The organism is Streptomyces hydrogenans, assembly GCF_014656075.1.
Lineage (GTDB): Bacteria > Actinomycetota > Actinomycetes > Streptomycetales > Streptomycetaceae > Streptomyces > Streptomyces hydrogenans.
The window spans coordinates 102,411-129,368 of record NZ_BNBS01000009.1; the positions used below are offsets into that span (position 1 = coordinate 102,411).

Here is a 26,958-nt window from a genome sequence, read left to right on the forward strand (position 1 = left end):
CATGAAGTTCTATCCGTACAAGCGGCTCAACCGGCCGATCGCCCTCCGGGTGACCTCGGCCTCCCTCAAGCTGCCCGACAACACCAGGGACCTCCTGGACACCTCGGCCTGGTCCGTCCCGCAGCGGACCGTCGCCCTGGGCGTGGCGCAGCACGACGACTGGACCTCGGCCAGGATCGGGCTCTCCGCCACGCTGCCGCCGGGCGCGGTCGCCGACGACGCCCCGTGGACCGGGCTGAAGGTCCTGGTCACGCTCGCCGACGGCGAGACCAACGTGCGGACCTCCGTGGAACTCCGGCAGGACGCGCCGGGGAGCAAGGAGTGGTCCGGGTTCGTCGAGGTGAACCGCGACGACCACGTGGGTCGAGCCTTCCTCTCCGCCCAGGCCGTCGCCACCGTCGACGACGTCGCCGGCCGGTCCGTCGCGGAGACCGACGAGGACTGGACCGTCGACGTGACCGCCGACGAACCCCTCGGGGGTCTGCGTCTGGACGTCAAACAGGTCGGGTTCGCCAAGAGCTCTCGGGAGTGGCTCCACGCGTACGCGGACGCCCCCTGGATCGTGGACGCGTCCGGCCGTGTCCCGGCCGTCCTGGTCAACACCGACGTCGAGGGTTTCGCCGACCTCCTGGACGCCGAGAGCGGCGGCATGGAGAACAAGGTCCACGAACTGCTCGTCACGCAGATGTCCACGGACGTGTGGACCGCCGTGTTCCACAGCGCCGTCGGCGATCTGGAGACGGAGTCCGACGGCACGCCCGTGTTCCCCACCGACTGGCGGGGCGAGGTGCTCCGGGAGATGCTCCCCGACGTCGCCCCGGGCGTCCATGTGGAAGAGGCGCTCCGACGGGTCCACCGACGGCGCACCGGCGACGCCGGGTGGGTGGAGCTCCAGACCCGCATCCACTACGCGGCCGTGCGTCGTGCCGGCGTGAGCAGGGCGCTCTCCCAGGCCCTGCGCGCGCTCCAGCAGTCGAACCGAGGGGACCACGCATGATCGAGAAGCCGTACCACGTACCCCTTCGCCTCGGCCTGCTGTCCGCGGCCGCCGCAGAGCCCTTCCTCACGGAGGACCTTCTCAAGGGGGTCGCGGGACATGCCGGTGTCGACCTGGACAAGGTCGTCGACCGACTGCCGGAGGACGATCCCCGATGGGAGGTCGAACCGCTCCGCGACCTGATCGAGGACGCCAAGCACGCGTTCGAGGACAACCGGACGCAGGCCGACGCCTGGCTGGCGCCCCGGCTGCACGCCGCACTGCGCCTCACCCGCCGGGAGGCGGCCGACCGGAGGCTCTGGACCCACCTGGCGCTGGCCGTCGCACCGGACTACGTGGCCTGGCGCCACCGGTCCAGGACCACGTCGAAGATCGGCCCGGAGCGGTTCAGGGGGGCACCGGACCGTCAGTGCTTCTCCCGGCTGTGGTGGGCCGCGGAGATGTTTCGCGACGGCGCGGACTACACGCCGGTGGTCACGGCCTGCGGGAACCAGGATCTCATCCATTCGGCGCTCCGACGGGAGCTGATCGACCACCGGCCCATCGCGCAGGCTCTCGTCCAGGTCATGGAGCGGGGCGTCGCCGTCACCGGTCGTGAGATCGAGGGCCTGATGACGGCGGTCAGCGCCGCCGGCGCGACCCTCGTCTACGACGCGCTGGCCCCCGACGTGCCGCGCGACCCGGGCGTGGTCCGGACGTGGATCGAGGAGGCCGCCCATGTTTCGGTGCCGAGGCGCGTCCTGCCGGACGGGCCCGACGAGGAACCGGTCCCGAAGAAATCGGTGAGCGACCTCACCGACTTCTTCGCCGACCTGTTCGAGACGGCGCCCGTCCGGGGGCGAGCCGTCAAGGAATGAGCGGCGGGAGGGTCACCGGCCGGTGAGCGGGTGGCCCTTGAGGTCGCGCTGCTCGCGCGGACTCACCGTCCGCCGGGGCTTCCAGCTCATCAACTCCTCGATGCCCGTGTCGAGCCTGGCCTCGGCCTCCTTCTTTCCCAGCCCGGGCTCGAGCACATGGCGCAGCACATGGAGGGCGAGCCGCGGAGGCACGGCGTTGCCGATCTGCTGCGAGATGTCGTTGCCGTCCCACGGATAGGCGGCGGGGAAGGTCTGGAGCACTCCGGCCTCGGCCTTGTTGAAACGGGCGAGGTCGCCGTCGAGGTTCCGGTCGGTGCCCGGATGCACGAGACGGTTCCGGGAAACCTTCCCGGTGACCGTTGCGGAGGGCATGTCGTGGTCACGGCGCCCTCGATCCTCCGGCTTGCCGCCGGTCCCGTAGTTGGACACGACGGTGAACGGCGGACGGGTGCGCACGTCCGCTGAGAATCGGCCGGCGCTCTCCAGGGCCTTCTCCATGGAGATCCACTTCTCGATGGGCCGGTCGTCCTCGCCCTCGGCATCCTCCACGGGCAGGGTGTCGGACGGCGACGGTCCGGCGAGGGACTTTCCTCGGTGGTACAGCTCGTGCGTCCGCTTCACGGGAGGGAGGGGAGTGCGGTCCGATCCGTCGCGGCGGGCCATCAGCACCGCACGTCGCCGTGTCTGGGGGACCCCGAAGGTCTCCGTGTGGAGCAGCTGCGTCGCGGTGCGGTACTCGAGGGTGTCGAGGACCTCGGTGTACGCGTGCCACACCGGCATCACGGCCGGCACCTGCTCCAGGATCACGGCCTCGAAGGGTACCGAGCCGGGCCGCCTGCTTCGCTCGATGATCCACCACAGCGGCTGCAGGACGAGCCCGGTCCGCTCGTCGCCGAGCTCCTCGAGCTTGTCCCTCAGCTTGTCGAGCACGCCGGTCAGCTCGCCGAACTCCTTGACCAGCCCGGCGAACTCGTCGTCGCGGATCTCGAGGGCCGTGGGCTCCTCCAGGTTCTTCAGGAGCTCCTTCACCTGCTCCGGCGACTTGCCCATGTCCTCGAGGCGCTTCCGAATGGCCTTGCGCTGTCGGGTCCTGGACTGTTCCACGGCCCGCTTCTCCGCCTTGACGGTCCGGGCCTCGACCTCCTTGAGCCGCAGCTCCTCGTGGATCTTCCGCCAGGCTCGGAAGACCTTCGCCCAGGCGGCCGATGCGTCGGGGTGGTCCACGGTGTCGCGCACCGCCCGGTGCAGGCGGTCGATGTACCGCAGAACCTGATCCAGCGCCCTGCGGCCCGCGCCGTGCCCGGCGACGGTGAAGGTCTGGCAGGGGGGCCCACCGGTCAGTACCTGTGCGTGCGGGAAGAAGGCGGCGCGATACTCGCGGACGTCGCCCTTGAAGGTGTCCATCCCGGCCTTGGCACGGGTCGCGCACGCTCCGGCGTCCCACTCGATGCCGGTCACCTCGTGCCCGAGGACGTCGGCAGCCACATCGAGCCCGCCGGGGCCGGCGAAGAGGTCGAGGATGCGGTACCTCGCCGGTGAGGGGCTGTCCGTTTCGATGTGACTCATGGGTCCGAATTCTAGCCGGCGGGCGAGGTCGGGACGTACGCCTCTTCTACGCCCTGTGGACAGAGCGCAGAGCGGTGGCCAGCGCCCTTCCGAGTGCGGCACCCACCGGTGGGGGAGTGGCGTGGCCGACCTGGCGGTACCGGGCCGTCTTGCGTCCCGTGATGCGCCACTCCGGAGGGAAGGACTGGAGAAGCGCGGCCTGGTCCACCGTGAGCTTCACCATCAGAGCGGGATCGGTCGAGCGCGGCCATGCGTACTCGGGGCCGGGGACCTCGTCGGCCAGGGATCCCGCGTTCACGCCCATCCGGGCCCAGGCCCTCTTCGTGCCGGACGGACCGAGGTCCGCTCCGCCCCGGTTCTCGGACCCGCCGACCAGCGTCGGCGCCACCGCCAGGGCCTGGGCGGCCCACGCCTCGGCGTCGCTCCACCCACGGGCCTTCATGGACGACAGCAGCGCCCGCCCGACGGGGACGTGCTCGGCGACCGTCGGACCCGGTGGGGCGAAGGCGTCGAACCACGGATCCTCGAGCGCCACCAGGATGCCCGACCGGCGTTCCTGCGGCACACCGTGGTCGGCGGCGTTCAGCACGAACCAGCGGAAGCGGTAGCCGAGGTGGGTCAACTCCTTCTCGATGAAAGACCGGATGCCGGCGTACTCGGCGGAGTCGACCAGCGCGGGCAGGTTCTCCATCAGCAGGGCGCGCGGCCGGACGGAGTGCAGCAGGTACACCGTGGCCTCGAGGAGCCGCAGCGAGCCGGTGTCGTCGGCCCCCCGCGCGGCCGATGCCTTCACCCTCGGCAGGCCGGCCGAGAGGAGGTCGACGTCGAGGCTCTCGGGATGGTCGTCGGGGAGGAAGTCGACCAGGTCCTCGCAGACCACGTTCCAGTGCGGTCGGTTGGCGAGGAGCGTCTCGCACGCCTGGGGCTTGTGGTCGAGGAGCAGGGAGGGCGTGAATCCGGCGCTCTCCAGACCGGAGGCGAGGCCGCCCGCTCCGGAGCAGACGTCGACGAACCGGAGGGTGTCACACGTCATCGTGCCGGTCCTCCGCTTCCCGCGCCGTCCCCCGTGTCCCTGTCCCTCGCTTCCCCGCCACGGTCGCCCTCACCGTCGCGGCGACCTCCTCCGGGGGTGCGTGTTCCCAGAAGCGGAGGACGGTCCATCCCTGGGCCTGGAGGTGCTCGGTCGTCTCCCGGTCGCGGGCCATGTTGCGGTCGAGCTTCTGTCGCCACCACTCCGCGTTCGCCTTCGGGTGCGTGGCGTGCTCCGGGCAGCCGTGCCAGAAGCAGCCGTCGATCAGTACGGCCACCTTGACCGAGGTGAAGGCCACGTCGATCCGGCGCCTGGCCATGCCGGGGACCGGGTACTCGACGCGGTAGCGCAGCCCGGCCGCGTGGAGGAGACGGCGTACCGCGAGCTCGGCGGCCGTGTCCTTGCTGGCCTGCCGGCTCATGCGGGCCGAGACGCCTGGGGAGGAGGGGAAGGCTTCGGGCACACAGGCATTCTGCCGGCGGCTGCGAGCCCTCACTCCGCCCCGTGGCACTCCCCGTACGTCCTCTCCGAGCCGCACCAGCACGCGTCCGTCCTCAGTGGGGGCCAGGGGGTGGCTCGGGCTCGGGCGGCGAGGGTGGTGGCGTATTGGGGGAGGAGGTCGGCGTTGGCGGGGGAGGAGGACTCCGAGGCGGCGAAGGCCTCGTAGGAGGGGACGGTGGCGCGGACGATGCCGAGGTTGGGGGTGCCGGCGGCCGCCAGTTCGCGGAGGGACGCCTCGATGTCCGTCAGATGGGCCCGGTAGGTGGGGTACTCCGTCTCCAGCTCCGGGTAGGCGGCGAGGAGCTCGGTGAGTTCCTCGGTCGGCCAGTGGAGGACCGCCACCGGGAAGGGGCGGGAGAGGGCCGTGCGGTAGGTGCCCAGTTCGGAGCGGAGGCGGGCGATCTCGGCCTGGAGCTCGGTGGGGTCGGAGGAGCCGAGGGACCAGAGGCGCTTGGGGTCGTGGAGCTCGTCCAGGGGGATCTCGCCCTGGTGGAGGCGGTCCGCGCGGGTGTCCCAGTCGTCGTGGGGCAGGGCCAGCATGCGGCGGACGCGGTGGCGGGTCGCCAGGAGGGAGTGCGTGGCGTGGGGGAGTTCCGTGTCGTCGCCGGAGGCGGCGAGGAGCGCGGCGGCCTCGGTGAGGGTCCGCTCGGCCGCCTCCAGCTCGTCGTGGGCCTCCAGCGTCTCCGCCGCGATCTGCCACGGGGGCGCGTCGGCCGGGCGGGAGCGTCGTACGCCCTCGATGATGGCCCTCGCCTCGGCCTCGTGCCCGTACTCCCACAGGTTCGACGCCTTCAGCGCGCGGATCAGGTGGGGGTCGGCCGGGGCGCCGGACAGCAGGTCGTCGTAGAGCGCCGTCGCGCCGGGGCGGTCGTCGGCCAGTTCCAGGTGGGCGGCGGCGCGGAGCAGCAGCGGTTCCCGGTCGCCGGGGTACTGCGTGGCGGTGCGCAGCAGGCGCTCGGCTTCGGCGGTGTGGGCGGCAGGCGTGTCGGGGCGCATGGCTTCACCGTACTGCTGTACGGCCCTGGAGAGTTGGCGCCGCAGCGCTTATCGTGCCGGGCGTGCGGGACAGGGGACGTGGGGGACGCGAGAGGGTGCCGGTCGTCGTCCAGGCGCGCTCGGGGCGCCGTGGGCTCGCCCGTGTGCTCTGGTTTGCGGCCGAGACGGTCGTCACCTGCGGTGTTCTGATCCTGTTGCTCGTGGTGCACCAGTTGTGGTGGACCAACCAGCAGGCGCGGGCCGAGGCGGGCGAGCGGGTGGCCGTGCTGGAGCGGGAGTGGGACATCTCTCCTCCCGGGGCAGGGGGCTCCTCCGGGTCCTCCGGATCCTCGGGTTCCTCCGGGGACGGGGTGGGGACGGTTCCCTCGGCCCCGCCCTCGGCGCCCGCCGCCGGGTCCTCGGCCTCGCCGCCCGCCCGTCCGTCCTCCGGCGGGGCGAAGCCGTCCCCCGCGCCCGCGCGCACGCCCTCCGGCGAGACGTTCGCCGTGCTGCGGATCCCGCGGATCGGGCTGACGGTGCCGGTCGCCCAGGGGATCTCGAAGAGCAAGGTGCTCGACAAGGGGTACGTGGGCCACTATCCCGGCACCGCCGCGCCCGGGCGGGTCGGGAACGTGGCGCTCGCCGGGCACCGGAACACGCACGGCGAGCCGTTCCGGTACGTCAACCGGCTGCGGAAGGGGGACGAGATCACGCTGCGGACGCGCGAGGGGACGTTCACCTACCGGGTCGACCAGATCCTGCCGGTGACCTCGCCGCGCGACACCGGCGTCATCCAGCCCGTGCCGCGGTCGATCGTCAAGCCCTCGTACGGGTACTCCAGGGCCGGGTCCTACCTCACCCTCACCACCTGCACGCCCGAGTTCACCTCCCGCTACCGGCTCATCGTCTGGGCGACCCTGCGACGGTGAGGGCGGCGCCGGCCAGCGCCAGGGCGGCGGAGGCGGCGAACGCGGTGTCCGGGTCCGTCGCCGACAGGGCGAGCATCAGGGCCACGCCCGCCGCCGAGCCGATGTAGCGGGCCGTGTTGTTCGCGCCCGAGCCCATCGCCGCGCGCTCCGGCGGCACGGAGTCGACGGCGAGGCGGGGCAGCGCCGCGTTCAGCAGGCCGCTGCCCGCGCCCGCCACCACCAGGCCGGCCATCAGGCGCGGCCAGGGCACGGCGGGGGCGTCCACGGTCCCGAGGAGGGGCAGGACGCCCGCCGCCGAGAGGACGAAGCCGAGGGCCAGTTGGTACGGGGCCGAGATCCGGCCCGCGAGCCGGCGGGCCTGCAGCGCCACCACGAACGAGGTGCCGGACCACAGGACGAAGAGGCCGGCCGCCGCCAGGGGGGCAACCCCCTGCCCGCGCATGAGCAGCGAGGGCAGCACGCTGAACAGGCCGATCACCGCCAGGCCCGTGAACAGCGCCCCCACCGTCGACGCCCGGAACGCCGGCCGCCGCAGCAGGCCCAGGTCGATCATGGGGTCCTTCCGCCGGCGCTCCACGGCCACGAACAGCGCCAGCAGCACCGCGGACGCCAGGAGCAGCACGCCGACCGCCGGACGCAGCCACCCGTCCCGGCCCAGCGTCAGGGCCGTGAGCAGCGCCCCCAGCGCCAGCGCCAGGGTCGTCGCCCCCGCCAGGTCCGGCCTCCCGCCGCCGCCCGCGCGCCCTGCCGGTGAAGGTGCCGGGGTGCCCGCGGTCCGTTCCGGTGACGGTGCCGGGGTGCCCGCGGTCCGTCCCGGTGACGGTGCCGGATCGCCCCCGTTCCCCGTCGGCGTAGAAGCCGGGCCGCCCCCGTCCCCCGTCCGCGGCGGCGTCAGCGTCCGGGCCCCCGTCACCGCCGTCGCCAGGGTCGCCGCGCCCAGGGCGAGGTACGCGAGCCGCCAGTCCGCGAGGCTGAGGACCGCCGCGAGCAGGGGGCCCAGGGCGATGCCGGCGCTCACGGACGCGCCCCAGACGCCGGTGGCCCGGATCCGGTCGCGGCCCGAGGGGTACGCGTCGGCGAGCAGGCCCAGGCTGCCCGCCAGGATCGCCGCGCTCGCCGCGCCCTGCGCGATCCGGGCGGCGGTGAAGAGCGCCGTCGTGCCGGCGAAGGCGCCGAGCGCCGTGGTCACGCCCAGGGCGAGCGTGCCGAGGAGGAAGACCCGGCGGCGGCCGTGCGCGTCGGCCAGCGCGCCCGCGACGAGGAGCAGGGCGGCGAGGCCGAGCGGGGTGCCGTTGAGGAGCCACGCCTGGGCCGAGGACGGGGTCCCGAACGCCTCGGCCGTCGCCGGGAGCGTCAGCATCGGCGCCGTGTAGTTCATGAGGGCGAGGGTGGTGGCGGCGGCCGTGACGGCGAGGGTGGCGGCGGGGCGCCGCGGGGCGGGGGTGTCGGGGGTGTCGGGGGCGGGGGTGTCCGGAGCGTGGGAGTGGGCTGTGCGCACGGGGCCTCCGCCCGGTCGTCGGTCGGTTCGATGACTGAACCTGGGTCCGGTGTCACCTTAGCCTCATCGGTTCGGTGAATGAACCCCCTTTCGGTAGGCTGGCCGCATGGCCCTCGGCAAGGACTACGCCCAGCAGCAGTGCTCCATCGCCCGCGCCCTGGAGATCGTGGGCGAGCGCTGGACCCTGCTCCTCGTGCGCGACGCCTTCTACGGCGTCCGCCGCTACAGCGACTTCCTCGCCCACCTCGGCGTCCCCCGCGCCGTCCTCGCCGCCCGCCTCCAGGCCCTCGTCGACGCCGGCGTGCTCGACCGGCGCCGCTACCAGGAGTCGCCGCCGCGCGACGAGTACGTCCTCACCGGGCGCGGTCTCGCCCTCTGGCCCGTCCTGTGGGCCCTCGGGGCCTGGGGCAGGGCGGAGGTCCCCGGCTCACTGCCCATGCGCCACTTCCACCACGCCGACTGCGGCACCGAACTGGACCCGCGCGGCATCTGCCCGGTCTGCCGCGTCCCCGTCGACCCCGCCGACGTCGAGATGCGGCCCGGCGCCGGGCTCGACCCCGACCCCGCCGACCCCGTCGGCCGCGCGCTCCTCGCGCCCCGCCGACTGCTCACGCCGCTGGACCCGGCGGCGACTTCCTGAAACGCCCCGCCGACCACTCGCGGCGCCGGGCCCGGCTGCGTACGCCGCCGGACCCGGCGGCTGCCTGAAACGCCCTGCCGACCGCTCTTACCGCCGGACCCGGCGGCTTCCCGGAACGCCGGGAACTCCTCCGTACAGCCGTTCGTCCTACCTGGCGGACAGTGAAGTACGGGGAACGGGGGGCGCGGTGAGCGGGAGTCTGGTCCTGCGGCGATGCGCGCCCCTCGTCCTCCTCTCCGCGCTGCTCACCCTCGCGGTGGCGCTCTCGGGCCCGGCGGGTCCGTACGACTCGGTCGGCGCGGCCGTCGTCCTCGCCGTCTCCGCCGGACTCTGCGCCCTCGTCGGCGCCCGTACGGCTCCGGCCGCGGCGCCGTGCCTCGTCCGCACCGCGCTGCGCGACCGGGTCCGGCGCACGGCCTTCCTCCCGCAGCGCGACCCCGACGCCGCCGGCCGCCGCCGGCCCAGGGCGCCGGGGCGTTCCCTCCCGACGGCCGCGTAGGCGTACCCGCACCCCCTCACCGCCCCACCCACCGCGAGACGCCTTCGCGCGGTCCGTCATGCCGAGATCCGTCATCCCCGGCACGACGAACCCCGGAGGGTTCCCTTGTCCGTCTTCCCGTCCCCGCTCCTCGACGCCTTCTCCGCGCTCGTCGACCGGCTCGCCGCACTCCTCCAGCCCGCCCTCGGCGGCGCCTCGACGGCCGTGGCCGTCATCGCCTTCACCGTCCTCGTCCGGCTCGCCGTCCATCCGCTCTCCCGCGCCGCCGTGCGCGGGCAGCAGGCCCGGGTGCGGCTCGCGCCCCGGGTCGCCGCGCTCCGCGAGACGTACGCGAACCGGCCGGAGCGCCTCCGGCGGGCGGTCCTGGAGCTGCACGCGGAGGAGAAGGTCTCGCCGTTCGCGGGGCTGCTGCCGGGCCTGCTCCAGGCGCCCGCGTTCCTCCTCCTGTACGCGCTCTTCTCCTCCGGCGACCGGATGGGCGGCCACGCGCTGCTCGCCGCGCCCCTCGACGGCCGCTGGACCGAGGCCCTCGGCGACGGAGGCCCGTTCGGTCCGGCCGGCCTCGTCCACCTCGCCGTCCTCGCGGTGGCCCTCGTCGTGGCGGCGTACCAGTACCTCCGCGCCCGCCGGGAGACGGTGCCGGGGCCGGACGGCGGGCCCGCGGGGTTGGCCCGGGTGCTGCCGCTGCTCTCCTTCGGGACCGTCGTGACCGTCGCCTTCGTGCCGCTCGCCGTCGGGCTCTACCTGGTCACCAGCACCGCCTGGTCCGTCGTCGAGCGGGCGCTGCTCATGCGGCGGCCGCCGTCTCCGCCCGTTCCTACTCGCGCGTAAGGGTCCGCAGGCTGAACGGGGTCTTGCGGGCTGAACGGGAGTCTTGGAGGATCGGACGATCCTCCGATGGCCGCACTCCATCGGCCGGGGCACCGAAGGGCCTCCCCCCGGGCCCACCTCGACCACAGGGAGAAGACCATGAAGCTGCTGCGAGTCGGCCCGCCGGGCGCCGAGCGTCCCGCCCTCCTCGACGGGGACGGCACCCTCCGTGACCTGTCCTCCTTCACCGACGACGTCGACGGCAGTCTGCTCTCCGACACCGCCACGCTCGACCGGATCCGGGCCGCCGCCGAGGCCGGCGTGCTGCCCGCGTACGGCGAGGCCGGCGACGCCACCGGGCTGCGGATCGGCCCGCCGGTCGGCCGGATCGGCAAGGTCGTGTGCATCGGGCTGAACTACCACGGCCACGCCGCCGAGACCGGACAGGCCACCCCGGCCGAGCCGGTCGTCTTCCTCAAGGCCGCCGACACCGTCGTCGGCCCCGACGACACCGTGCTCGTGCCGCGCGGCTCGGTGAAGACGGACTGGGAGGTCGAGCTGGCGATCGTCATCGGCCGGACCGCCCGCTACCTGGAGACCGACGAGGAGGCCCTGGCGCACGTCGCCGGGTACGCCCTCGCGCACGACGTCTCCGAGCGCGAGTTCCAGATCGAGCGCGGTGGCACCTGGGACAAGGGCAAGAACTGCGAGACCTTCAACCCGCTCGGCCCCTGGCTGGTCACCGCCGACGAGGTGCCCGACCCGCAGGACCTCACCCTGCGGCTGTGGGTCAACGGCGAGCTGAAGCAGGAGGGCAGCACCTCCGACCAGATCTTCCCGGTCGCCGAGGTCGTCCGGTACGTGAGCCGGTTCATGACGCTCTACCCGGGCGACGTCATCAACACCGGCACGCCCGCCGGCGTCGCCATGGGGCAGCCGGAGCCCAAGCCCTACCTCCGCCCCGGCGACGTCGTCGAGCTGGAGATCGAGGGCCTGGGACGCCAGCGGCAGGAGCTGAAGAGCGCCTGAGGCGCCCACCGGAGCGCCCGACGTCTCCACCGGAGCGCCCGACCCGCCCACCGGAGCGTCCGGCGCACCCCCCGGGCGCGCCCGACGCGGGCGCGGTGTGACGACGGCGTGTGAGCCGACGCGGGTGTGACGGCGCGCGGTCGACGGCGCTGTGACGGCGCGGGCGGAACGGCGGGCGCGCCGACGCGGGCGTGACGGCTCGTGTCCGATTCTGGCGGTACCCCGCGTGGGGTACCGCCATTTTCGTCCCTTTTTCTGCATATTGCGGCATATGGATCCTGTGAAGCCCGAACGAGCCCCCGACCGCAGGGCGCGTCTCGCCCTCTCCGCCGCGACGGCCGTCCTCGCCGCCGGCGCCCTCGTCGGCGGTCTCGCCGTCACCGGCGCCGCCGACCCGCTGCCCGGCGGGCTCGGTCCCTGCAAGCCGGGCAAGTGCCCGCCCACGTACCCCGACATCAACAACGATCCGGTCCAGTGGCGCGACAACGCCGTCAACATCTTCGTCGGCGGCGACTTCCTCGTCCGCGAGGCCGCCGCCGAGGCCGAGGGCAAGGTCGTCGTCCTCGGCGGCTTCGACCAGGCCAAGCGCGAGGGCGTCTCACAGGTCTACAACGTCGGCGTCGCGGGCGTCGGTTCGAGGGTCGTGCCCGACAACGACACCGCCTTCCTCAGCGTCGGCGGGAACGTCACCGTCGCCGCCGGTCAGCGGCTCCTCACCGAGGAGGGCACGGTCACCGGCAAGACGGTGTACGCGGGCACCGTCACCGGCACGGTGATCCCGGATCCCGTCAAGGACGCCGCCGCCGTCGCCCCGTACACCGCGCTGCGCGACGAACTGACCGCCGCCAGCCGTTGCTACGCGTACCCGAAGGCCGGCGACTCCACGCCCCGCACCCCGACGGGTACGGCCGTCAACAACGGCTCCGAGACGGTCTTCACCGGCGACGGCACCTCCGCGCTCCAGGTCTTCAACGTCGACTTCGACCTGGAGTCGCCGTCCGGTGGGCAGCAGGGCATCTCCTTCGCGAACATCCCCGCGAACGCGACCGTCCTCGTCAACGTCCTCGGCGACGACCGGACCATCGACAGCTACATCGCCGGCCTGCCGGGGCTCCGCGACCGGCTGCTGTGGAACTTCCCCGACGCGACCCGGGTGAAGTTCGAGGGCACCGCGCAGTTCGCGGGCAGCGTCCTCATCGGCGAGCAGGCCAGCACCGCCACGATCACCATGCCGGGCATGAACGGCCGCTTCTTCACCACCGGCAACCTCACCCACGCGTCCGAGCCGGGCGGGGGCGGCGGCCAGGAGATCCACAACTACCCCTTCAACGGCGACCTGCCGTCCTGCGACGAGGACCCGACGCCCACCACGCCGACGCCGACCACGCCGACCCCGACGGACACCACCCCGACGCCGACCGAGCCGACGCCCACCCCGACGGACACCACGCCCACGCCGACCGAGCCGACCCCGACCGACACCACGCCCACGCCCACGGAGCCGACCCCGACCGACACCACGCCCACGCCCACGGAGCCGACCCCGACCGACACCACGCCGACCCCGACCGAGCCCACCCCCAGCCCGACCGACTCCGCGGACGGCGGAGCGACGGACGGCGGCATGACGGACGGCGGCGCGACGGACGGGGGCGCGACGGACGGCGGAGGCTCCGACGGCGGCGGTTCGGACGGCGGTTACGGCGACGACACCGGTGGCAGCACGGGTGGGGACACGGGTGGGGACACCGGCGGCTACGGCGACGACACCGGTGGCCACCACGGCCCCGACGGCGGCGGCCAGCTTCCCGAGACCGGCGCCGGCACCGGGAAGGTCGTCATGGGCGTGACGGCGGCCGGCCTCGCCCTCGGCGGCGGCCTCCTCGTCGCCGTCAGCCGCCGGCGCCGTCGGCGGGACGGGGCAGCCTGACCGTGACGCCCTCGCGGGCCGACCGCCGGGCCGCCTCCAGGACGTCCAGGGCGGATGCCGCCTCCAGCGCGGTGACCGGGTTCGGCCCGGTGCCGCGCACGGCGGCGGCGACGGCCGCGTAGTACGCCGGGTAGTCCCCCGGCACCGACTCGACCGGCGTCCCGCCGCCGGTCAGCGGGGACTCCCCGGAGCCGATCCGGCCCCACAGCGGCTCGGGCTCCGCGCCCCAGACCGCGTCGGGGCCGGGTCGCAGTCCCTCGCGCAGCGCCGCCTCCTGCGGGTCGAGGCCGTACGTCACGAAGCCGGCGCGCTGCCCGAGCACCCGGAAGCGGGGGCCCAGCTGGGCGGTGGTGGCGGACATGTACAGGTGGGAGCGGACGCCGTTCGCGTGCGTGAGCGCGATGAAGGTGTCGTCGTCGGCCTCCGCGTCCGGGCGGCGCACGTCCGCCTCGGCGTAGACGGAGACGGCCGGGCCGAAGAGGACCAGGGCCTGGTCGACGACGTGGCTGCCGAGGTCGTACAGCAGGCCGCCGATCTCCTCCGGGGCACCGGACTCGCGCCAGCCGCCCTTCAGCCGCGGTCGCCACCGCTCGAAGCGGGACTCGAAGCGCTGGACCTGACCCAGCTCGCCCTCGTCCAGGAGGCGGCGCAGGGTGAGGAAGTCGCTGTCCCAGCGCCGGTTCTGGAAGACGGACAGCAGCAGCCCGCGCTCCTCGGCGAGCGCCGCGAGGCCGCGCGCCTCCGCGGCGGTGGCGGCGAGCGGCTTGTCCACGACGACCGGCAGCCCGGCTTCGAGCGCGGCCTCGGCGATCGGGACGTGGGTCTTGTTCGGGGAGGCCACGACGACGAGGTCCAGCTCCGGGGCCCCGTCGGCCCAGAGCTCCTCCGGCCGGGCGAGCACCCGGACGCCCGGGTGGGCGGCCCGCGCCTCGGCGGCGCGTTCGGGATTGCCGGTGGTGACGGCGTCGAGCGTCAGGCCGGGGGTGGCGGCGATCAGCGGGGCGTGGAAGACGGAGCCCGCGAGGCCGTAGCCGACGAGGCCGACGCGGAGGGGGAGGGGGGTGGTCGTCATGAATCCCACTTAAGCAACGCTGTTGCCGAAGTGCAAACAGGGGAGAGAATGGGTCGGTGACGGTGATGACGAGAGACCCCGGCGGCGGCGCGAACCTGTCGGCGCTGCGCGGCCACAACGCCGCGCTCGTGCTCGACCTGCTGCGCACGGCGGGGGAGGCGGGCATCAGCCGGCTCGAACTGGCCGGGCGCACCGGCCTCACCCCCCAGGCCGTCAGCAAGATCACCGCCCGCCTGCGCACCGAGGGCCTGGCCGCGGAGGCGGGCCGCCGCGCCTCGACCGGAGGCAAGCCCCGTACGGTGCTCCGCCTGGTCCCCACCGCCGCCTCCGCCGTCGGCGTCCACCTCGACCGCGACGCGCTCACCCTCGCCCTCACGGACCTCACCGGCACCCCGCTCGCCGTCCGCCGCCGCCCCCTGGCCCTGGCCGACGGCCCGGACCCGGTCCTGACGGCCGTGGCGGAAGGGGTGCGCGCCCTGCTGGCCGAGGCGGCTCCCGGAACCGCGGGGCCCGGCGGGGAGCCGGGCCGCCTGCCCCCCGTCCTCGGTGTCGGGGTCGCCATGCCCGGGCCGCTGGACCACCGGGCCGGGGTGCCGGGGCGGGTGACGGGGGCGCCGGTGTGGGAGGGGTGCGCGGTGCGGGAGGTGCTGGAGGGGCGGCTCGGGCTGCCGGTCGCGCTGGACAAGGACACCAACGCCGCCGCCCTCGGACTCGCCGTCCGGCCCGGCGCGCCCCGCTCCTTCGCCTACGTCCACCTCGGTACGGGGCTCGGCGCCGGTCTCGTCGTCGGCGGCGCCCCGCTGCGGGGCGAGCGGACCGGGGCGGGCGAGCTGGGCCACCAGACGGTCCAGCTCGACGGGCCCCCGTGCGGCTGCGGGGCGCGCGGCTGCCTGGAGGTGCTGTGCCTGGCGGCGGTGGCGCGCGGGGAGCTCGCCGAGGCCGCGCGGATCCTCGGCACCGGCGCGGCCAATCTGGTCCGGCTGCTCGACATCGACCGGGTGGTGCTCGGCGGCCGGGTGGTGCGGGGGGCGCCCGGGGTCTTCGCGGACGGCGTCTCCGCCGTGCTGGCCGGCCTCCGCCTGCCGACCCCGGTCGAGGTGACGGACGTTCCGGACGCCGTGGCCCTCGGGGCCGCCCAGCTGGTCCTGGCCCCGTTCTTCGGCCTGGCCCCGCCGAGGGGTTCGTCGGAAGAGCGGACCAGCCGACCATAGGCTGATCGGGCGGATCCGGCGGGCCGGTCGCGGCCCGGGCGGTGTCGCCGGGCGTTCCGGGCCGGGCGGTGTGGCAGCGTCGCGGGCGAGCCGTACGTCCGCGAGCAGCAAAGGCATCCGCACATGACACCCGCTCCCCGGCCCCCGCGCGCCGTCCGCGCCCTCGCCGCCGCGGCCGTCACGCTGGCCGGCACCCTGTTCTCCCCGCCCGCCTCCGCCGCCCCGGCGCCCGCGCCCGCCTGCGGCCTGGTCTCCGACACCGGGTTCCCGCTCGACACGCGGATCCACGACGGCCCGGCCGACTACCCCGCCGGAGGGGACTTCGCGGCCTGGGAGCTGGAGCTGCGGAACACCACCGGCACCGCCTGCACCGGGGTGCATCCGGTGCTCGTCCTGACCGACGAGGAGCGGGTGCTGCGGCCCGAGCAGATCCGGCTGGAGTTCTACGACGAGGGCGGCGGGCGCTGGCGGCGGGTCGAGTTCGAGGCGACCCAGGAGGCGGAGAGCGTCGGCGCGTTCACCGGGTTCGGCGGCTTCGCCGTGCCCGCCCGGGGGACCGTCACCGTCCCCGTCCGGCTGGCCTTCCGGGCGGACGCCGTCCCCGAGGAGGTCGTGGTCAACGCCGCGCTCGTCCAGCGCCGGGGCGCCGACGGCGACTGGGTCGGCCGCTCCGGCGACTACCGCCTCACGATCGGCCCGCCCGAGCTCGCCGCCCCCACCGCGCGGGCCACGCCCCCCGTGCCCGCCGACCCGAGGGACCCCGCGCCCACCCCCGCACCCGACGCCTCGCCCTCGCCCTCGCCCTCGAACCCGACCCTGGCCACGCCCCCGCCGCCCGCCGGCCGGACCCCCGGCGACCCGGTCCGCCCCGAACTCGCCCGGACGGGACGGGAGGACGCCTCCCCCCTGGCCCCCTGGGCGGCGGCCCTCGCCCTGGCCGGTGCCCTCCTCACCCGCACCGCCCGCCGCCTCCGCCGCCCCTGACCCGAGCACTCCGGGGTGCCCCGCACCCCGGAGCGCCAAGCGTCTCCCAGCACCTCGCGCCTCCGAGCACCCCTCGCCTCCGGGGCCCCGCACTCCGGAGTGCCCCGGCCCCGCACCCTGGAGCGCTCCACGCCTCCGAGCACCTCTCGCCTCCAGAGACCCCGCACTCCGGAGTGCTCGCGCCCCCGAGCCCCTCGCCCCCGCAAGCCCCCCGCCCCGTCCCCCCCCGCAGGTCACCCCACGTACACCTCCCCGTTCACCCCCGTCTGCGACGATCGCCGGATGAACCACGACCACACCCCGAGCGCCCCCGGCGCCCCCGTCCGTTCCGGTGTGCCGGAGCACGGCCGGGTGCCGAAGTACTACGCCGTGAAGGCGCGACTCGCCGTGCTCGTCGACGAGTTGGGGGAGGGCGGGGCGCTGCCCACCGAGCGGGACCTCGCCGTCCGCTACGAGGTGTCGCGGGAGACCGTCCGGCAGGCGCTGCGCGAGCTGCTCCTGGAGGGCAGGCTGCGCCGGCGGGGGCGCGGCACGGTCGTCGCCGGGCCCAAGCTGGAGCAGCCGCTCTCGCTCGCCAGCTACACCGAGGGCGTCCGCCGCCAGGGCCGCCGCCCGGGCCGCAGCGTCGTCTCCCTCGACCGCTTCCCCTGCCCCGACGCGCTCGCCCCCGAGGTCGGCGTGGCGCCAGGCGCGCCCGTCTGGCACATGGAGCGGGTGCTGCTCGCCGACGACGAGCGGGTCGGCCTGGAGAGCACGTACGTCGCCGAGGCGCGCGTCCCGGGCCTCGACTCCGACTTCGATCCCGACTCGTCCTTCTACGCCTACCTCCGGGACCGGCTCGGCATCTCCTTCGGCGACGCCGACGAGCGGATCGAGACCGTGCTCGCCACCCCGCGCGAGGCCCTGCTCATCGGCACCCCGCCGGCGCTGCCGATGCTGCTGCTGCACCGCCTCTCGCGCGACGAGGACGGCCGGCCCCTGGAGCGCGTCCGCACCCTCTACCGCGGCGACCGCTTCAGCTTCACCACCCACCTGGGCCGCCAGGACTGACGGGACCCGCCCCAGCCATCGGGCTCCGCAATATCACGGAAGGGTAACGGGTCTAGTCCAAGCTTGTCGGGCCGTTCACCGTCCCGTCGCCCGTCCGACCGTCCGGCGCCACCCGCCGCCCCGACCGTGGACGGCATGAAGGTGATCGTCGTAGGAGCAGGCGTGGTGGGCACCATGCACGCCTGGCAGGCAGTGGAACGCGGCCACGAGGTCGTACACATCGAGCGCGAGGCCGAGGCGCGCGGAGCCTCCCTGAGGAACTTCGGCCAGATCTGGGTCAGCGGCAGGGCGGGCGGCGAGGAACTCGACACCGCCCTGCGCGCCCGCGAACTCTGGGAGGGGATCGGCGCCCGCGTCCCCGGCCTCGGCTTCCGGGCCATCGGCTCCCTCACCCCCGTCCGGGGCGCGCTGGAGCTGGCCGTCGCCGAGGCGGCCGTCGCCCGCGAGGACGCCCCCGCCCGCGGCTACAAGCTGCTCACCCCCGAGGAGGCGCGGGCCGTCAACCCGGCCCTGCGCGGCGCCTTCGACGCGGCCCTCTGGTGCGAGCGGGACGCCGCCGTCGAGCCGCGCACCGCACAGCTCGCCCTCCGCGAGGCGCTCCTCGCCTCCGGCCGCTACACCTTCCTCCCGCACCGCGAGGTCCGCGAGGTCGTCGGCGAGCACGCCGTCCGGGACGACCACGGCGAACTCCACAGCGGCGACGCCGTCGTGCTGTGCACCGGCGCCTGGCTCTCCGGCCTGGTCCGCGAGGTCGCCGGCGCGATACCCGTCCGCCGCGTCCGCCTCCAGATGATGCAGACCGCCCCGCTCGGCGAGCCGCTGACGACCTCCGTCGCCGACGCCGACTCCTTCCGCTACTACCCGGCCTACGCCTCCGGGGCGCTCGACGCGCTCAACGCCGGCCAGGCGCAGGACCCGACCGCCGCCGCCCACAGGATGCAGCTGCTGATGGTGCAGCGCCTCGACGGCGGACTGACCATCGGCGACACCCACGAGTACGAGCACCCCTTCGCCTTCGACACCGTCGAGGACCCCTACGAGCACCTCGTCCGCGTCGTCGAGTCCCTGCTCGGCCGCCCGCTGCCGGCGATCCGCCGTCGTTGGGCCGGGGTGTACGCGCAGTGCGTGGACACCACCCGGGTGGTCCACCGCCAGCGGGTGCGGGACGGGGTCTGGCTCGTGACCGGGCCCGGCGGCCGGGGCATGACCTGCTCGCCCGCCGTGGCCGAGACGACCGCGAACGAACTGGGCTGGTGAGCAGCGTGACCGAGATGAACCTGATCGTCCTCGACATGGCCGGGACGACCGTCGCCGACGACGGACTCGTCGAGCGGGCCTTCACGGCCGCCGCCGAGCGCCTCGGCGAGGACCCGGCCACGATGATCGACCACGTCCGCGCCACCATGGGCGAGTCCAAGATCTCCGTCTTCCGCCATCTCCTCGGCGGCGACGAGGCCCGCGCCCGGCAGGCCAACCTCGCCTTCGAGGAGGCGTACGGGGAGCTGGTCTCCGACGGCCTGATCGCGCCCCTCCCCGGTGCCGCCGAGACCGTCGCCGCCCTCCGCGAGCAGGGTCGCACCGTCGTCCTGACCACCGGCTTCGCCCGCGTCACCCAGGACGCCATCCTCGACGCGCTCGGCTGGCGGGACCTCGCCGACCTCACCCTCTGCCCGGCCGACGCCGGCGGCCGCGGCCGCCCGTACCCGGACATGGTCCTCGCCGCCCTCCTCCGCACCGGCGCCGTCGACGACGTCCGCCGGACCGTCGTCGCCGGCGACACCTCGTACGACATGCTCACCGGCGCCCGCTCCGGCGCCGGGATCGTGGCGGGCGTGCTGACCGGCGCCCACGACGGGCCCGCCCTCACCCGGCACGGCGCCACCCACGTCCTCGCCTCCGTCGCGGAACTCCCGGCGGCGATACGGGAGTACGAGTCGTGACCAGCGGCATCCGCTTCGACGGGGTCACCGTCCGGTACGGGGACACCACCGTCCTCGACGCGCTCACCCTCACCGTCGAACCCGGCGAGGTGATGGCCCTCCTCGGGCCCTCCGGCTCCGGCAAGACGACCGCCCTGCGGACCGTCGCCGGCTTCGTGACGCCCTCCGCCGGCCGGGTGCACATCGGCGACCGCGACGTCACCGACCTCCCGCCGTACAAGCGGGGCATCGGGATGGTCGTCCAGCAGTACGCCCTCTTCCCGCACCTGCGCGTCGACGAGAACGTGGCCTTCGGGCTCAAGGCCCGCAAGCACCCCAGGGCCGAGATCCCCGGCCGGGTCGCCGAGGCCCTGGAGATGACCGGGATGGGCGCGTACGCCAGGCGCCACCCCCGCGAACTCTCCGGCGGACAGCAGCAGCGCGTCGCCATCGCCCGCGCCCTCGCCATCCGCCCCGACGTCCTCCTCCTGGACGAACCGCTCTCCGCGCTCGACGCCCAGCTCCGCTCCGGCATGCTCGCCGAGCTGGCCCGGCTGCACCGCGAACTCCCCGACGTCTCGATCCTGTACGTCACCCACGACCAGGTCGAGGCGCTCACCCTCGCCGACCGGATCTCCGTCATGGACCGGGCCCGGCTCCAGGACTGCGGCACCCCGCAGGAGCTGTACCGGCGGCCCCGCACCGCCTTCACCGCCTCCTTCGTCGGCAACGCCAACCTGCTGCCGGTCCGGGTCGGGCCCGACGGCGTCGACCTCGCCGGCACCGCCCTGAAGGTCCCGGTCGGCGACGCCGCCCCCGGCGCCGCCGCCACCCTCTGCGTGCGGCCCCACCTCATCGGCCTCGGCGAGGGCCCCAACGCCCTGCGCGGCCGGATCGCCGAGGTCCAGTGGCGCGGCGCCACCCACCGGCTGTACGTCGACGTCGACGGGCACCGCGTGAAGGCCGACGTCCGCGAGCTGCGGGACACCCCGCCGCTCGGCTCGGAGGTCACCCTGCACTTCGCGCCCGAGGACGCGGTCCTGCTCGCCGCGGGGGTGAACGATGGCTAGCGCCCAGGCCACCGCGCCGCCCGTCGTCACGGCGGTCCGCCCGCACCGGAGCCGTACCGTCCCCGCCTGGGTCTGGGCCCTGCCGCCCGTCGCCGTCCTCGGCCTGGTCTTCCTCTACCCGCTGGGGCTCGTCGTCCAGGAGTCGCTCGCGCCCGGCGCGTACGCCGAGGTCCTCGCCTCCGCCTCCTTCCGGGACGCGCTGGTCACCACCGTCTGGCTCGCCGTCGGCGCCACCGTCGGCTGCCTCGTCCTCGGCTTCGTCCTCGCGCTGATCGTCGCCTTCGTGCCCTTCCCCGGCGCGAAGGCGGTCTCCCGCTTCATCGACGTCTTCCTCTCCTTCCCCTCCTTCCTCATCACCCTCGCCCTGCTCTTCGTGTACGGCACGGTCGGCATGGCCAACGGGCTGTGGACGGGAGCCACCGGCGCCGACGCCGTCTCGGACGGACCCTTCCACTTCCTCACCACCCCGTGGGGCGTGCTCCTCGCCGAGATCACCTACTTCACGCCCTTCGTGATGCGGCCGCTGCTCGCCGCCTTCTCCCAGCTGGACACCGCCCAGCTGGAGGTGGCGTCCTCGCTCGGCGCCCGGCCCGCGCGGATCGTGCGGCGGGTGATCCTCCCCGAGGTGCTGCCCGCGCTCGCGGCCGGCGGCAGCCTCGTCCTCGTCATGTGCCTCAACGAGTTCGGGATCGTCCTCTTCACCGGCGCCAAGGGCGTCACGACCCTCCCGATGCTCGTCTACTCCCAGGCCATCCTCGAATCCGACTACGCCGCCGCCTGCGTCGTCGCCGTCGTCAACGTCGCGCTCTCCGTGGGCCTCTACGCCGTCTACCGGGTGGTGAGCCGCCGTGCTGGTGCATAGCCGCAGCGGACGCCGGGCGTCCTGGCTGGTCTTCGCCGTCCTCTTCGTGCCGCTCTTCGCGGTGCCCCTCCTCGTCATCGTCGCCGCCTCCTTCTCCACCCACTGGTCCGGCGCCTTCCCCTCCGGCCCGACCACGGAGCACTACGCGGCGGCCGTCCGCGGCGAGTCCCTCCAGGCCCTGACGACCAGCCTCGTCACCGCCGTCGCCGCGAGCCTCCTCGCGCTCACCCTCGGCACCTGGGCCGCGCTCGCCGCCGCCGCGCTGCGCGGCCGGGGCCGCCGGATCCTGGACGCGCTGTTCGTGCTGCCGCTCGCCGTGCCGTCGGTGGTGGTCGGCCTCGCCGTCCTGGTGGCCTTCTCCCGGCCGCCGCTGCTCCTCAACGGCACCCGCTGGATCGTGATCCTGGCCCACACGGTCCTGGTCACGGCCTTCGCCCACCAGTCGGTCTCGGCGGCGATCCGCCGCCTCGACCCGATGTACGAGCAGGCGGCGGCCGGACTCGGCGCCCGCCCCTCGTACGTCCTGCTCCGGGTCAGGCTGCCCCTGCTGCTGCCCTCCCTGAGCGCCGCCGCGGGGCTCTGCTTCGCCCTGTCCATGGGGGAGCTGAGCGCCACGATGATGCTCTACCCGCCGGACTGGACGCCGCTGCCGGTGCTGGTCTTCACCGCCACCGACCGCGGGTCCCTCTTCATCGGATCGGCGCTGGCCGTGGTCCTCATGGCCGCCACCCTGCTGGTCCTGCTCGCCGTCTCCCGCATCCGCACCAAGGCTTCCTACCGCTAACCCTCACAGCCAGGAGAGAACGACGTCATGCGCACGTACGCCAAGCCGGTCGCCGCCGTCACCGGTGCCCTCGCCCTCGCCGCCTCCCTCACCGCCTGCGGCGGCTCCTCCGCCGCCTCCGACGAGAAGGTCGTCACCGTCTACAGCGCCGACGGCCTCAAGGGCGAGAAGGGCGACGGCTGGTACGACAAGGTCTTCGCCGACTTCGAGAAGGAGACCGGCATCAAGGTGAAGTACGTGGAGGGCGGCTCCGGCGAGATGGTCCAGCGGGCCCTCCGCGAGAAGTCCAACACCCAGGCCGACGTCCTCGTCACCCTGCCGCCCTTCATCCAGCAGGCCGGCTCCAAGGGGCTCCTGCAGACGTACACGCCGAAGGGCGCCGACCAGGTCGACGGCGCCGACAAGGCCGCCGACGGCTCCTGGACCTCCGTCGTCAACAACTACTTCGGCTTCATCCACAACAAGAAGGAACTGCCCGAGGCCCCCGGCACCTGGGAGGCCCTGCTCGACGCGAAGTACAAGGACAAGCTCCAGTACTCCACCCCCGGCGTCGCCGGCGACGGCACCGCCGTCCTCATCAAGGCCCTGCACGACTTCGGCGGCCAGGCGCCCGCCATGGAGTACCTGAAGAAGCTCCAGGCCAACAACGTCGGTCCGTCCTCCTCCACCTCCAAGCTCGCCCCCAAGGTCGACAAGGGCGAACTCCTCGTCGCCAACGGCGACGTGCAGATGAACTTCGCCCAGGCCGCGTCCATGCCGAACCTCGCCATCTGGTTCCCGGCCAAGGAGGGCGGCAGGCCCACCACCTTCGCCCTGCCCTACGCCGCCGGCCTCGTCGACAAGGCCCCGCACACCGAGAACGGCAAGAAGCTCCTCGACTTCATGCTCGCCGAGCGGGCCCAGCGCGAGGTCAGCGCCGTCGGCGGCGGCTTCCCCGCCCGCAAGGACGTCAAGCCCACCGACGCCAATGCCCTCGCCCTCGCCAAGCTGATGGAGGGCGTCGAGGTCTTCGAGCCGGACTGGGCCGACATCGACGCCAACCTCTCCTCCTACGTCGACGCGTGGAAGTCCGCGACCGGCAGCTGCCGGCGCCTGCGCCGCCATGAGGCGCCGCACCGCCGACGTCCCCTCCCGGCCGCGGGCGGTCGCGGTCCCCGCCGGCGCCTCGACCGCCGGCTTCCGCTTCCGCTCCACCGGGTCCGACAACGGGTAACGGACGATCGACGGGGTCACCTCGACCCCTTCCTGACCTAGGCTGGGGGCGTCGCCACAGCGCTGTCGCGTCGCCCCCAGCACACGCACGTCACGTACGGCAGGAGTCCCGCACCCATGGCAGAGCGCAAGCCGATCGAATCCTGGCTCACCGACATGGACGGCGTCCTCATCCACGAGGGCGTCCCGATCCCCGGCGCGGACGCCTTCATCAGGAAACTGCGGGACACCGGCAAGCCGTTCCTGGTCCTCACCAACAACTCCATCTACACCGCCCGCGACCTGCACGCCCGGCTGCGGCGCATGGGCCTCGACGTCCCGGTGGAGAACATCTGGACCTCGGCGCTCGCCACCGCCAAGTTCCTCGACGACCAGCGCCCCGGCGGCACCGCGTACGTCATCGGCGAGGCCGGACTCACCACCGCCCTCCACGACATCGGCTACGTCCTCACCGACCACGAGCCCGACTACGTGGTCCTCGGCGAGACCCGCACGTACTCCTTCGAGGCGATGACCAAGGCGGTCCGCCTCATCAACAACGGCGCCCGCTTCATCTGCACCAACCCCGACGAGACCGGCCCCTCGCTGGAGGGCCCGCTGCCCGCCACCGGCTCCGTCGCCGCCCTCATCACCAAGGCGACCGGCAAGGACCCGTACTTCGCCGGCAAGCCCAACCCGCTGATGATGCGCACCGGGCTCAACGCGATCGGCGCCCACTCCGAGTCCAGCGCGATGATCGGCGACCGGATGGACACCGACATCCTCGCGGGCCTGGAGGCGGGCATGCAGACCTTCCTCGTCCTCACCGGCCTCACCACCGAGGCCGAGATCGACCGCTTCCCGTTCCGCCCCTCCAAGATCGTGAAGTCGATCGCGGACATCGTCGACCGCGTCTGAGCCCTTCCGGGCCCCGCCCCTGCGGATGCGAGAACCACCGATCCGGGTGACCCTGCCAGTACCAGGAGGTCACAATGCGTTCAGGTCCCCTCGCTCTCCGTGCCGCAGGGGCGGCACTGGCTCTGGTGCTCGTCCCCGGCGCCGCGGCCACCGCCTTCGCCCACGACGGCGTCCAGGTCACCGTCACCCCGTCCACCGCCGCACCCGGAGCCGACGTCGACGTCCGCGCCCAGGGGTGCAAGGGCACCACCGGCGCCGCCAAGTCCCCGGCGTTCGTCGCGGACGCCGAACTCACCGGCCGGGACGGCGGCGACCACGCCGTCTTCGGCGGCGCCACGGTCAGGACGGGCCTGGAGGACGGCACGTACAAGGTCTCCGTCACCTGCGACGGCCACGACCACCCGGACGTCGGCACGCTCACCGTCCGCCACCACGAGCGGCCGACCCACCGCCCGGTCCCGGTCGCCCCGGTCCGCGCGGGCGGCGGCGGCACCGCCGCCTTCGCGGCCCCCGCCGCGCCCGGTGTCGCCCAGACGGCGAGCGAGGACGGCCTCGGCACCCCGTACACCCTGCTCGGCCTCGGCATGGCCGGCGCGGCCGCCGTCGCGGTCGCCTTCCGCAGCTCCCGCCGCCGGCGCACGGAATAGGCGTGGCCGCGTCGAGCCGCCCGGTCACCGGCGTCGCCTGGGCGGTCCTGCTCCTCGGGCTCTGGCTCTGGGGCCACGACGCGGCCCGGGGCCCCGGCGGCAGCTCGGCCCCCACGCACGGCGACATCGCGGCGGTCGGCCGCCCGCTGGGCGTGGACCTGCCGCCGTCCCGCGCGCCGATACCGGACACGGCCCGGCCCCGCCGGGTCGAGATCCCCGCCCTCGGCATCGACGCCCCCGTCGTCGCCCGGGGCCTCGACGCCACCGGGGCGGTCGACCCGCCGCCGTACGAGATGCCGCACACCGTCGGCTGGTACGGCCCCGGCACCACGCCCGGCGCGGCGGGCCCCGCCCTGCTCGTCGGCCACGTCGACACCGAGACCCGCCCCGCCGTCTTCTACGGCCTGAGCGCCACCCGCCCGGGCGAGACCGTCCGCGTCACCCGGACGGACGGTTCGGTGGCGGTCTTCACCGTCGACGACGTCACCGTCGTCCCCCGGGACGCCTTCGACCCCCGGAAGGTCTACGGCCCCCACGCCCCGGGCCGCTCCGAGCTCCGCCTCATCACCTGCGGCGGCACCTTCGACCGCGAGGCCGGCCTCTACACGGCGAACGTGGTCGTCTCGGCGTACCTGACGGGCGCGGAGTAGCACCGGCGGGGAACCGCCCCGGGGAGGACCTGGCCCCGGCCGGCGGCCCGCGTCCCACGGGCCGCCGGCCGGGCCGGTCCTCGACCGCGGGCTCACGGGCCGCGGGAGGAGCCCGGCGCCGCCGCGGGAGGCGGGAGTTCCGCACACTGTAGAGGCCGTGCCTCGCACGGCCCAGAGCGCCGCCGTGTCACGATGGTCACGCATCCGCCACCCCGCACGCGCCCGAGGCTCCCGCATGCCCGCACGCCCGCCCGTGTCCCCCGCCGCCCCGCTCCTGCTGATCACCGCCGTCGCCCTCGCCGTGCGCTCCGGCGGCCAGGGAGCCCGTGCGGAACCGGGCGCGCCCGGCCCCTCCGCGACGGGCGCCGCCCCCTACTGGGTGAACCCGGAGGGGAAGGCCGCCCGGGCGGTCGCCGCCCACCGCGCAGCGGGGCGGACCGCCGAGGCGGCGCTGCTGAGCCGGATCTCGACGCGTCCGGTCGCGGAGTGGATCGGCCCCGACCGGCCGGAGGCGGAGACGCGGGCGCTCACCGAGGCGGCGGCGAGGGCCGGGCGGCCCGCGCTGCTGGTCCTCTACGACATCCCGAACCGGGACTGCGGCCTGCACTCGGCCGGCGGCGCGGCGGACGGGACGGCGTACCGCGCCTGGGTGGACGCCGTCGCCCGGGGGATCGGCACGCGGCGGGCGACGGTGGTCCTGGAGCCGGACGCGGTGACGCACGTGGTCGACGGCTGCACCGCCGAGCGGCACCACGGCGAGCGGTACGCCCTGCTCAAGGCCGCCGTCGAGCGTCTGAAGCGGCAGCCGGGGGTCACCGTCCACCTGGACGCGGGGAACGCGGGCTGGGTCGCGCCGGAGAACCTGGCGGAGCCGCTCCGGCAGGCCGGCGTCGCGGCGGCGGACGGCTTCGCCGTGAACGTCTCGAACTTCCGCACGACCGAGGAGAGCGTGGCGTACGGCCGCAGGCTCTCCGCGCTGGTCGGCGGCAAGCCCTTCGTCGTCGACACCAGCCGGAACGGGAACGGCCCCTACACCGAGGGCGACCCGGCGGAGAACTGGTGCAACCCGCCGGGCCGGGCGCTCGGCGAGCCGCCGACGCTGCGGACGGGCGATCCGCTGGTCCGCGCCTACCTGTGGATCAAGCGGCCCGGCGAGTCGGACGGGGAGTGCCGGGGCGGTCCACGGGCGGGGGAGTGGTTCGACGCCTACGCGCTGGAACTGGCCCGCAACGCACGGTAGTTGACCCGAGGTGACAAGAAGGCCCCTCACTCGCGTGAGGGGCCTTCTCTGTCGGTGCGCCGCCAGGGACTCGAACCCCGGACCCGCTGATTAAGAGTC

At 74.6% G+C, this 26,958-nt stretch carries 26 protein-coding genes and 1 pseudogene; 21 read left to right on the top strand and 6 right to left on the bottom strand.

The genetic code is table 11. From position 1 onward, the window contains the following. Position 1 precedes the first annotated feature (1 nt). Complete coding sequence (locus IE321_RS06770; protein ID WP_190222115.1) at positions 2 to 997, top strand: hypothetical protein; 996 nt, start codon at positions 2 to 4, stop codon at positions 995 to 997. Then, positions 994 to 1,854, top strand: a complete 861-nt coding sequence (locus IE321_RS06775) for a DUF6339 family protein (protein ID WP_190222116.1) — start codon at positions 994 to 996, stop codon at positions 1,852 to 1,854. The genes IE321_RS06770 and IE321_RS06775 overlap by 4 nt, the downstream gene beginning before the upstream one ends. Positions 1,855 to 1,866: 12 nt before the next feature. Here the strand turns inward: IE321_RS06775 and IE321_RS06780 are convergent, their stop codons facing one another. The 4 genes from IE321_RS06780 to IE321_RS06795 all read right to left on the bottom strand — a co-directional run bounded on the left by IE321_RS06780 (position 1,867) and on the right by IE321_RS06795 (position 5,947). Then, positions 1,867 to 3,420: a DNA cytosine methyltransferase gene (locus IE321_RS06780; protein WP_190222117.1), complete on the bottom strand. Its 1,554-nt coding sequence runs from the start codon at positions 3,418 to 3,420 to the stop codon at positions 1,867 to 1,869. Between the two features lie 46 nt (positions 3,421 to 3,466). Beyond that, entirely contained in the window at positions 3,467 to 4,453 is a 987-nt protein-coding gene (locus IE321_RS06785; RefSeq protein WP_190222118.1) for a DNA cytosine methyltransferase, read from the bottom strand. After that, positions 4,443 to 4,871 carry a very short patch repair endonuclease gene (locus IE321_RS06790; RefSeq protein ID WP_190222133.1) on the bottom strand — a complete coding sequence of 143 codons (429 nt, stop codon included), beginning with the start codon at positions 4,869 to 4,871 and terminating at the stop codon, positions 4,443 to 4,445. The genes IE321_RS06785 and IE321_RS06790 overlap by 11 nt, the downstream gene beginning before the upstream one ends. Positions 4,872 to 4,942: 71 nt before the next feature. Continuing rightward, a complete protein-coding gene (locus tag IE321_RS06795; protein ID WP_190222119.1) occupies positions 4,943 to 5,947 on the bottom strand; it encodes an SEC-C domain-containing protein in 1,005 nt (334 codons plus the stop codon). 143 nt (positions 5,948 to 6,090) lie between these two features. On the opposite strand from IE321_RS06795, the gene IE321_RS06800 reads away from it, so the two are divergent. Then, positions 6,091 to 6,855, top strand: a complete 765-nt coding sequence (locus IE321_RS06800; RefSeq protein ID WP_308076619.1) for a class E sortase — start codon at positions 6,091 to 6,093, stop codon at positions 6,853 to 6,855. Here the strand turns inward: IE321_RS06800 and IE321_RS06805 are convergent. Beyond that, positions 6,827 to 8,233, bottom strand: a complete 1,407-nt coding sequence (locus tag IE321_RS06805; RefSeq protein ID WP_190222135.1) for an MFS transporter — start codon at positions 8,231 to 8,233, stop codon at positions 6,827 to 6,829. The genes IE321_RS06800 and IE321_RS06805 overlap by 29 nt on opposite strands. A gap of 226 nt (positions 8,234 to 8,459) precedes the next feature. Between IE321_RS06805 and IE321_RS06810 the strand changes: the two genes are divergently transcribed. From IE321_RS06810 to IE321_RS06830, 5 genes are all read left to right on the top strand, one after another. Beyond that, the gene (locus tag IE321_RS06810; RefSeq protein WP_190222120.1) at positions 8,460 to 8,993 is read left to right on the top strand and encodes a winged helix-turn-helix transcriptional regulator; all 534 of its coding nucleotides are present in this window, start codon (positions 8,460 to 8,462) and stop codon (positions 8,991 to 8,993) included. A gap of 187 nt (positions 8,994 to 9,180) precedes the next feature. Next, a complete protein-coding gene (locus tag IE321_RS06815; protein WP_190222121.1) occupies positions 9,181 to 9,492 on the top strand; it encodes a DUF6412 domain-containing protein in 312 nt (103 codons plus the stop codon). 105 nt (positions 9,493 to 9,597) lie between these two features. Continuing rightward, a complete protein-coding gene (locus tag IE321_RS06820; protein WP_190222122.1) occupies positions 9,598 to 10,323 on the top strand; it encodes a YidC/Oxa1 family membrane protein insertase in 726 nt (241 codons plus the stop codon). A gap of 138 nt (positions 10,324 to 10,461) precedes the next feature. After that, positions 10,462 to 11,331, top strand: a complete 870-nt coding sequence (locus tag IE321_RS06825; RefSeq protein WP_043228180.1) for a fumarylacetoacetate hydrolase family protein — start codon at positions 10,462 to 10,464, stop codon at positions 11,329 to 11,331. Between the two features lie 271 nt (positions 11,332 to 11,602). Further along, complete coding sequence (locus IE321_RS06830) at positions 11,603 to 13,261, top strand: choice-of-anchor A family protein (RefSeq protein WP_190222123.1); 1,659 nt, start codon at positions 11,603 to 11,605, stop codon at positions 13,259 to 13,261. On the opposite strand, the gene IE321_RS06835 is transcribed toward IE321_RS06830, so the two are convergent. After that, entirely contained in the window at positions 13,224 to 14,333 is a 1,110-nt protein-coding gene (locus IE321_RS06835; protein WP_190222124.1) for a Gfo/Idh/MocA family oxidoreductase, read from the bottom strand. The two genes, IE321_RS06830 and IE321_RS06835, sit on opposite strands and share 38 nt — an antisense overlap. 65 nt (positions 14,334 to 14,398) lie before the next feature. On the opposite strand from IE321_RS06835, the gene IE321_RS06840 reads away from it, so the two are divergent. The 13 genes and pseudogenes from IE321_RS06840 to IE321_RS06900 all read left to right on the top strand — a co-directional run bounded on the left by IE321_RS06840 (position 14,399) and on the right by IE321_RS06900 (position 26,859). Beyond that, positions 14,399 to 15,544 carry an ROK family transcriptional regulator gene (locus IE321_RS06840; RefSeq protein ID WP_190222125.1) on the top strand — a complete coding sequence of 382 codons (1,146 nt, stop codon included), beginning with the start codon at positions 14,399 to 14,401 and terminating at the stop codon, positions 15,542 to 15,544. A gap of 123 nt (positions 15,545 to 15,667) precedes the next feature. Beyond that, positions 15,668 to 16,528 carry a hypothetical protein gene (locus IE321_RS42755; protein WP_190222126.1) on the top strand — a complete coding sequence of 287 codons (861 nt, stop codon included), beginning with the start codon at positions 15,668 to 15,670 and terminating at the stop codon, positions 16,526 to 16,528. 282 nt (positions 16,529 to 16,810) lie between these two features. Continuing rightward, positions 16,811 to 17,578, top strand: coding sequence for a GntR family transcriptional regulator (locus IE321_RS06850; protein WP_043232183.1), 768 nt, complete (start codon positions 16,811 to 16,813; stop codon positions 17,576 to 17,578). Between the two features lie 135 nt (positions 17,579 to 17,713). Further along, on the top strand, positions 17,714 to 18,835 hold the full coding sequence (locus IE321_RS06855) for a TIGR03364 family FAD-dependent oxidoreductase (RefSeq protein WP_043232180.1): 1,122 nt from the start codon (positions 17,714 to 17,716) through the stop codon (positions 18,833 to 18,835). A 14-nt stretch (positions 18,836 to 18,849) separates the two neighbouring features. Beyond that, positions 18,850 to 19,518: a phosphonatase-like hydrolase gene (locus IE321_RS06860; protein ID WP_190222136.1), complete on the top strand. Its 669-nt coding sequence runs from the start codon at positions 18,850 to 18,852 to the stop codon at positions 19,516 to 19,518. Beyond that, the gene (locus tag IE321_RS06865) at positions 19,515 to 20,567 is read left to right on the top strand and encodes an ABC transporter ATP-binding protein (protein ID WP_043232177.1); all 1,053 of its coding nucleotides are present in this window, start codon (positions 19,515 to 19,517) and stop codon (positions 20,565 to 20,567) included. Before IE321_RS06860 ends, IE321_RS06865 begins: the two co-directional genes overlap by 4 nt. Next, positions 20,560 to 21,429 carry a 2-aminoethylphosphonate ABC transporter permease subunit gene (locus tag IE321_RS06870; protein WP_043232175.1) on the top strand — a complete coding sequence of 290 codons (870 nt, stop codon included), beginning with the start codon at positions 20,560 to 20,562 and terminating at the stop codon, positions 21,427 to 21,429. The genes IE321_RS06865 and IE321_RS06870 overlap by 8 nt, the downstream gene beginning before the upstream one ends. Beyond that, positions 21,416 to 22,213, top strand: a complete 798-nt coding sequence (locus tag IE321_RS06875; protein ID WP_043232173.1) for an ABC transporter permease — start codon at positions 21,416 to 21,418, stop codon at positions 22,211 to 22,213. The genes IE321_RS06870 and IE321_RS06875 overlap by 14 nt, the downstream gene beginning before the upstream one ends. Before the next feature lie 27 nt (positions 22,214 to 22,240). Continuing rightward, positions 22,241 to 23,296: pseudogene (locus IE321_RS06880) on the top strand (2-aminoethylphosphonate ABC transporter substrate-binding protein); the annotation flags it as partial. 246 nt (positions 23,297 to 23,542) lie between these two features. After that, positions 23,543 to 24,322 (top strand): HAD-IIA family hydrolase, encoded by a 780-nt coding sequence (locus tag IE321_RS06885; RefSeq protein WP_043232168.1) that lies wholly within the window; start codon positions 23,543 to 23,545, stop codon positions 24,320 to 24,322. A gap of 74 nt (positions 24,323 to 24,396) precedes the next feature. After that, positions 24,397 to 24,969, top strand: a complete 573-nt coding sequence (locus IE321_RS06890; protein WP_190222127.1) for a hypothetical protein — start codon at positions 24,397 to 24,399, stop codon at positions 24,967 to 24,969. After that, entirely contained in the window at positions 24,966 to 25,619 is a 654-nt protein-coding gene (locus IE321_RS06895) for a class F sortase (protein WP_190222137.1), read from the top strand. Before IE321_RS06890 ends, IE321_RS06895 begins: the two co-directional genes overlap by 4 nt. 235 nt (positions 25,620 to 25,854) lie before the next feature. Continuing rightward, on the top strand, positions 25,855 to 26,859 hold the full coding sequence (locus IE321_RS06900) for a glycoside hydrolase family 6 protein (protein ID WP_190222128.1): 1,005 nt from the start codon (positions 25,855 to 25,857) through the stop codon (positions 26,857 to 26,859). Positions 26,860 to 26,958 lie beyond the last annotated feature (99 nt).

Bases quoted from the DNA above. Each gene is read 5' to 3' on its own strand.
- IE321_RS06840 (WP_190222125.1), top strand. From the start codon at position 14,399: ATGACGAGAGACCCCGGCGGCGGCGCGAACCTGTCGGCGCTGCGCGGC.
- IE321_RS06900 (WP_190222128.1), top strand. From the start codon at position 25,855: ATGCCCGCACGCCCGCCCGTGTCCCCCGCCGCCCCGCTCCTGCTGATC.
- IE321_RS06785 (WP_190222118.1), bottom strand. From the start codon at position 4,453: ATGACGTGTGACACCCTCCGGTTCGTCGACGTCTGCTCCGGAGCGGGC.
- IE321_RS06810 (WP_190222120.1), top strand. From the start codon at position 8,460: ATGGCCCTCGGCAAGGACTACGCCCAGCAGCAGTGCTCCATCGCCCGC.
- IE321_RS06870 (WP_043232175.1), top strand. From the start codon at position 20,560: ATGGCTAGCGCCCAGGCCACCGCGCCGCCCGTCGTCACGGCGGTCCGC.
- IE321_RS06855 (WP_043232180.1), top strand. From the start codon at position 17,714: ATGAAGGTGATCGTCGTAGGAGCAGGCGTGGTGGGCACCATGCACGCC.
- IE321_RS06860 (WP_190222136.1), top strand. From the start codon at position 18,850: ATGAACCTGATCGTCCTCGACATGGCCGGGACGACCGTCGCCGACGAC.
- IE321_RS06890 (WP_190222127.1), top strand. From the start codon at position 24,397: ATGCGTTCAGGTCCCCTCGCTCTCCGTGCCGCAGGGGCGGCACTGGCT.
- IE321_RS06850 (WP_043232183.1), top strand. From the start codon at position 16,811: ATGAACCACGACCACACCCCGAGCGCCCCCGGCGCCCCCGTCCGTTCC.
- IE321_RS06790 (WP_190222133.1), bottom strand. From the start codon at position 4,871: ATGAGCCGGCAGGCCAGCAAGGACACGGCCGCCGAGCTCGCGGTACGC.
- IE321_RS06805 (WP_190222135.1), bottom strand. From the start codon at position 8,233: ATGAACTACACGGCGCCGATGCTGACGCTCCCGGCGACGGCCGAGGCG.
- IE321_RS06795 (WP_190222119.1), bottom strand. From the start codon at position 5,947: ATGCGCCCCGACACGCCTGCCGCCCACACCGCCGAAGCCGAGCGCCTG.
- IE321_RS06835 (WP_190222124.1), bottom strand. From the start codon at position 14,333: ATGACGACCACCCCCCTCCCCCTCCGCGTCGGCCTCGTCGGCTACGGC.
- IE321_RS06885 (WP_043232168.1), top strand. From the start codon at position 23,543: ATGGCAGAGCGCAAGCCGATCGAATCCTGGCTCACCGACATGGACGGC.
- IE321_RS06825 (WP_043228180.1), top strand. From the start codon at position 10,462: ATGAAGCTGCTGCGAGTCGGCCCGCCGGGCGCCGAGCGTCCCGCCCTC.
- IE321_RS42755 (WP_190222126.1), top strand. From the start codon at position 15,668: ATGACACCCGCTCCCCGGCCCCCGCGCGCCGTCCGCGCCCTCGCCGCC.
- IE321_RS06830 (WP_190222123.1), top strand. From the start codon at position 11,603: ATGGATCCTGTGAAGCCCGAACGAGCCCCCGACCGCAGGGCGCGTCTC.
- IE321_RS06780 (WP_190222117.1), bottom strand. From the start codon at position 3,420: ATGAGTCACATCGAAACGGACAGCCCCTCACCGGCGAGGTACCGCATC.
- IE321_RS06775 (WP_190222116.1), top strand. From the start codon at position 994: ATGATCGAGAAGCCGTACCACGTACCCCTTCGCCTCGGCCTGCTGTCC.
- IE321_RS06770 (WP_190222115.1), top strand. From the start codon at position 2: ATGAAGTTCTATCCGTACAAGCGGCTCAACCGGCCGATCGCCCTCCGG.